This is a genomic window from Psychrobacter sp. A3 (assembly GCF_028823565.1).
Classification (GTDB): domain Bacteria; phylum Pseudomonadota; class Gammaproteobacteria; order Pseudomonadales; family Moraxellaceae; genus Psychrobacter; species Psychrobacter celer.
On record NZ_JAPEHS010000189.1, the window covers coordinates 1 to 581 of the forward strand.

Consider the following 581-nt stretch of genomic DNA (forward strand, 5'->3'; position numbering starts at 1 on the left):
TTCTTTGGCTTCTACCGCTTGGTGCAGGCCCTCTGACCAGCGGCGACCGGGCATGGTACGGCCCGTGTTTTCATCGACGATGATGATTTCACCGTCGTCAACGATATAGTGGACGTTTTTGACAAACACATGGTGAGCGCGAATGGCGGCTTGGACGTGCGCGAGCAGCGGCAAGCGACTTGGGCTATACAAGCTCTCGTTTTCGCCCAGCTCACCGACTTCTGTTAAAAAACGCTCGATTTTTTCATAGCCTTTTTCGCTAATCTCAATCTGACGGTTTTTTTCATCAATCCAAAAGTCTTCATCTTCGTTATTCTTATTGGCTTCTTCGTCTTTTGAGCGCTTAAGCCGTGGAATGATAGTGTTAATCAGCGCATACATGCGTGAAGAGTCTTCAGCTTGCCCTGAGATAATCAGCGGCGTACGTGCCTCATCGATTAAGATTGAGTCAATCTCATCGATGATACAAAAATTCAGCGGGCGCTGTTTTTTCTCAGCGAGGCTAAACACCATGTTGTCACGCAAATAATCAAAACCGTACTCGTTGTTGGTACCGTACGTGATATCGGCTTGATAGGCGT

Annotated in this window: 1 protein-coding gene; it reads right to left on the reverse strand. The window is 47.7% G+C overall.

The features are described 5' to 3' along the window. Positions 1-581 (reverse strand): preprotein translocase subunit SecA (locus NK638_RS12430; RefSeq protein ID WP_446739842.1); only part of this gene is annotated, 581 nt, incomplete at both ends.